The sequence below is a fragment of the Natronomonas sp. genome, assembly GCF_046710025.1.
Lineage (GTDB): Archaea > Halobacteriota > Halobacteria > Halobacteriales > Haloarculaceae > Natronomonas.
Window position 1 is genome coordinate 1 of the sequence record NZ_JBKEGK010000236.1, and the last position, 3,830, is coordinate 3,830.

The 3,830-nt window shown below is 64.0% G+C and carries 4 protein-coding genes and 1 pseudogene; all 5 read left to right on the forward strand.

All coding sequences use genetic code 11. The annotated features are described in order from the left end of the window. Nucleotides 1-282, forward strand: a pseudogene (locus ACI944_RS12825) (IS6 family transposase); the annotation flags it as partial. A 169-nt stretch (nucleotides 283-451) separates the two neighbouring features. Next, on the forward strand, nucleotides 452-1,558 hold the full coding sequence (locus ACI944_RS12830) for an ABC transporter substrate-binding protein (RefSeq protein WP_411719429.1): 1,107 nt from the start codon (nucleotides 452-454) through the stop codon (nucleotides 1,556-1,558). Further along, nucleotides 1,555-2,604 carry a FecCD family ABC transporter permease gene (locus tag ACI944_RS12835; RefSeq protein WP_411719430.1) on the forward strand — a complete coding sequence of 350 codons (1,050 nt, stop codon included), beginning with the start codon at nucleotides 1,555-1,557 and terminating at the stop codon, nucleotides 2,602-2,604. The genes ACI944_RS12830 and ACI944_RS12835 overlap by 4 nt, the downstream gene beginning before the upstream one ends. Further along, nucleotides 2,601-3,449 (forward strand): ABC transporter ATP-binding protein, encoded by an 849-nt coding sequence (locus tag ACI944_RS12840; RefSeq protein WP_411719431.1) that lies wholly within the window; start codon nucleotides 2,601-2,603, stop codon nucleotides 3,447-3,449. The genes ACI944_RS12835 and ACI944_RS12840 overlap by 4 nt, the downstream gene beginning before the upstream one ends. 14 nt (nucleotides 3,450-3,463) lie before the next feature. Then, the coding region (gene tsaA / locus ACI944_RS12845; RefSeq protein ID WP_411719432.1) for a tRNA (N6-threonylcarbamoyladenosine(37)-N6)-methyltransferase TrmO at nucleotides 3,464-3,830 on the forward strand (367 nt) is incomplete at its 3' end.

A 3,830-nucleotide genomic window follows, 5' to 3' on the forward strand; every position in this document is an offset into this window, starting at 1 on the left:
AAACACGATGTTTCCGAGACAGAGTTTCTCCTCGATGCTGGTAGCTATCTGACTGCCCTCGCTCGACACGACCTGATCGGTCATCTCGGCTACGAGGATCGGAACCATGTCGAAAAGTAGTTCCAAACTGTCTTGATGCGGATCAACTGCTTCCATTCATACTGGCAGGGCAGTCAAGCCAGCGCAAAACGTTGACAGCGGCGGTTCAGATACTACTACAACCGCCAACGCCCGAGTCAAGCAGTAGATGGTCGCACTCTCGTTACGGAGGTGCTCAACTAGACAATACTACTCATAATCCTATCTCATTGATGTGAGATTAGATTTCCATCCCTAAGAAAAGGGGAATCGTTAGATACCCCGTCCCTAGAAGGTGGTCGTCCAGAGATCTCAAAGTATTACTTGAATCCGAAATAGTATTATTTCGGCAGAGACTACCGGGACGTAGCCAATGCAATCGCGACGGTCCGTACTCAGGGCGCTCGGTGTCGGCACTGTCTTCGGCGCTTCGGGGTGTCTGGACGGGATTTCGGCGTCCGGGGAGGGGACGGAGGATACGTCACGAGAGATCACCGACGGCTTCGGGCGGGAAGTCCCGGTCCCGGAACGCGCCGAGCGGGTCGTTGGGGTGGGGCCAGGTGCGCTCCGGCAGGTCGCCTATCTCGCTGCGACCGATCGCGTCGTCGGCGTCGAGGATGCGGATGCATCGATACTGTCTGCCCCGTACAACCTGGCGTATCCCGAACTCCACGCGAACCGAGTGATCGGCGCGGCCGGTCCCAACGCCGGCGGCAACAGCGAAGAGCTCCTCGCCGTCGATCCGGATGTGATCCTCTATTACGGGGATAGCTCCCGGGCCGAGTCGCTGCAATCCCAGACGGACACGCCGGTCGTCGGCCTCGAGATCGTCGATTTCGTCGACCGCGAGGCGCGCAAGACGATGTTCGACACCTGGCGGCTCCTCGGCGACGTGCTGGGCGAGACAGACCGCGCCGAGACACTGATCGCGTTCGTCAGCGAGACGATCGAAGACCTCCGGACGCGAACGGATGGAATCGCGGCCGGCGAGCGCAACCGGGCGTACGTTGGGGCGATCAGTTATAAGGGCGCTCACGGGATCGCGACGACACGAAAGCGGTTCGCGCCGTTCCGCTGGACGAGTGTCGAGAACGTCGCAGCCGGAATCGACACCGACGCCCCGTCGGTGCAGGTGAGCGACGAACAGCTACTCGAGTGGGATCCTGGGACGGTGTTTCTCAGCGCGTCGAACCTCGGGCGCGCTCGCGAGGACGCGGCCTCGAGTCCCGAGTACGACTCGATCCGAGCGGTCGAGACCGGCGAGATGTACTCGATTCTGCCACACGCGACGTACCACCACAACTACGGGTCGATCCTCGCAAACGCCTACTTCGTCGGGAAAACGGTCTATCCCGATCACTTTGCGGACGTCGACGTCGAAGCGACGACGAACGAGATTTTCGAGACCATGCTCGGCACGGGCCTGTACAGGGAGTTGCTCGAAACGCACGACGCCTTCCAGCGAGTCGAGCTCAGATGACAGACACTGCCACGACCAGTCACCGGGGAGCGGCCCGGCGTCGAGTCGGCTTTCTCGGTGGCGTTGCAGCCCTGCTCGTCGTCACAACCCTGCTCGCGCTCGCGGTCGGCTCCGTTCGTGTTCCGCTGGCCGACCTGCTCGCAGCCCTCGCCGGCGGTGGCACGGAACTCCACCGGAATATTGTCTGGCGAAATCGCCTGCCACGCGTGCTGGCCGCCGTCGCGGCCGGCGGCGGCCTCGCCGTGGCCGGGGCGGCGATGCAGACCGTCCTCCGCAATCCCCTCGGCGCGCCGTACACGCTCGGGATCTCCCAGGCAGCGGCTTTCGGTGCGGCGCTGGCGATACTCATCACCGGCGTCGGTGTGGGGGCAACGGCCGGTGGGTTCCTCGCCACGTCGCTGACGCCGATCGCCGCGTTTCTGGCGGGAATGGTTTCGACTGGGGTGATCCTGTTGCTGGTGACCTATCGGCGGGCCACGCCCGAGACAATGATCCTCACCGGCGTCGCGCTCGGCTCGCTGTTCCAGGCCGGCTTGACGCTGTTGCAGTACTTCGCCAGCGACACCGAAGTCGCAGCGATCGTCTACTGGACGTTCGGCGACGTCGGCCGGGTGGGCTGGCCGAAAGTGCTCGTGCTGCTCGCTGTCGTCCTCGCGGCGACCGCGTACTTCGTCCGCCACGGCTGGGACTACGACGTCCTCGACGCGGGAACGGACACGGCAAAAAGTCTCGGCGTGAACGTCGAGTCGCTACGGATTCGCGGGATGGCAGTCGCCTCGCTCGTGACCGCGCTAATTGTTTCGTTCGTGGGTATCATTGGGTTCGTCGGGCTGGTCGCCCCGCACATCGTCAGGATGGTCATCGGCGGCACGGAGCGGTACCTCATGCCGGCGTCGGCGTTGGTGGGTGCGACCTTGCTGGTCGCGGCGGACACAGTCGCCCGGACGGTTCTCGCGCCGGTGGTGTTGCCGGTCGGGATCCTCACGTCGTTCATCGGCGCGCCGCTGTTCATCTACCTCGTCGTCGAAGGGAGGGCCTACTGGTGAGTCTCGAAATTCAGCAGCTTCGGTTCGCGTACGGTGACGACCCCGTCCTCGAGGGCATCGACCTCACGGCCGAGTCGGGCGAACTGCTCGGTCTCCTCGGTCCCAACGGATCCGGGAAGAGTACGTTGTTGCAGTGCTGTAATCAGCTGCTGAAGCCAGACGCGGGACAAGTCTCTCTCGAGGGCGACCCGGTGGGCGACCTCGCGGCTGACGAGCGGGCTCGCGAAATCGGGTACGTTCCCCAGACCGAATCCCGGGCGTTCCCGGCCTCGGTCTTCGAGACGATTTTGCAGGGACGACGGCCCCACGGCGGGTGGACGCCAAGCGACTGCGACCGGGAGGCCGTCGAGACGACGATCGAGCGCCTCGGACTCGACGGCCTCGCGGCCCGGAACGTGGGCGACCTCTCGGGCGGGCAACGCCAGAAGGTCCGGCTAGGCCGCGCCCTCGTGGGCGACCCGTCCGCCCTGTTACTCGACGAGCCGACCAGTGCGCTCGACCTGAAACACCGCCTCCAAGTGATGGACCTCGTCGTCGAACACGTCCGCCAGCGCGACGTGACGGGGGTTGTCGCGATCCACGACCTCAACCTCGCCGCTCGCTACTGCGATCGGGTCGCGCTGCTGGCTGACGGAAGACTCCACGCTGTCGGGGAGCCGGACGTGCTGACGCCCGAGATAATCCGGGCAGTGTACGGCGTCGAGGCGTCTGTTCGCAAGCACCAAGGCCGTCGACTTGTCGTGCCCGAGGCGCCCGTCGGAACGGGACCGGTCGACAGCGGAACCGCTATGGATCGTTCAGTTCGGGAACCGCAAGCGCCCGATCGAGTTACGACCGACGATTGACACAGCGTATTACGATGAATTTCAACGTAACACAGATAGGGACGGTACACAGCGACTTCGAAGAACCGGCCGATCCGGACGAGATGCGCGACGCCGAGAGTACGATCCTCGTCGACGCCGAGTACGCGGACGCACTGTACCGGATTGAAGATAACAATCACCTCACGATTGTCTTCTACATCCACGAGGCCGAGGAGCCGACGCTCCGGGGGCCGCGCCGGTACGGCGTCGAACGCGGTACCTTCGCCTGTCGTAGCCCTAACCGGCCGAGTCCGATCGGGACCACGACTGTCGAGCTACTCGAACGCGATGGGCTGGAGCTGCGCGTCCACGGTCTCGATGCCATCGATGGCACGCCCGTCCTGGACATCAAACCCTTTG

Bases quoted from the DNA above. Each gene is read 5' to 3' on its own strand.
- ACI944_RS12830 (WP_411719429.1), top strand. From the start codon at position 452: ATGCAATCGCGACGGTCCGTACTCAGGGCGCTCGGTGTCGGCACTGTC.
- ACI944_RS12835 (WP_411719430.1), top strand. From the start codon at position 1,555: ATGACAGACACTGCCACGACCAGTCACCGGGGAGCGGCCCGGCGTCGA.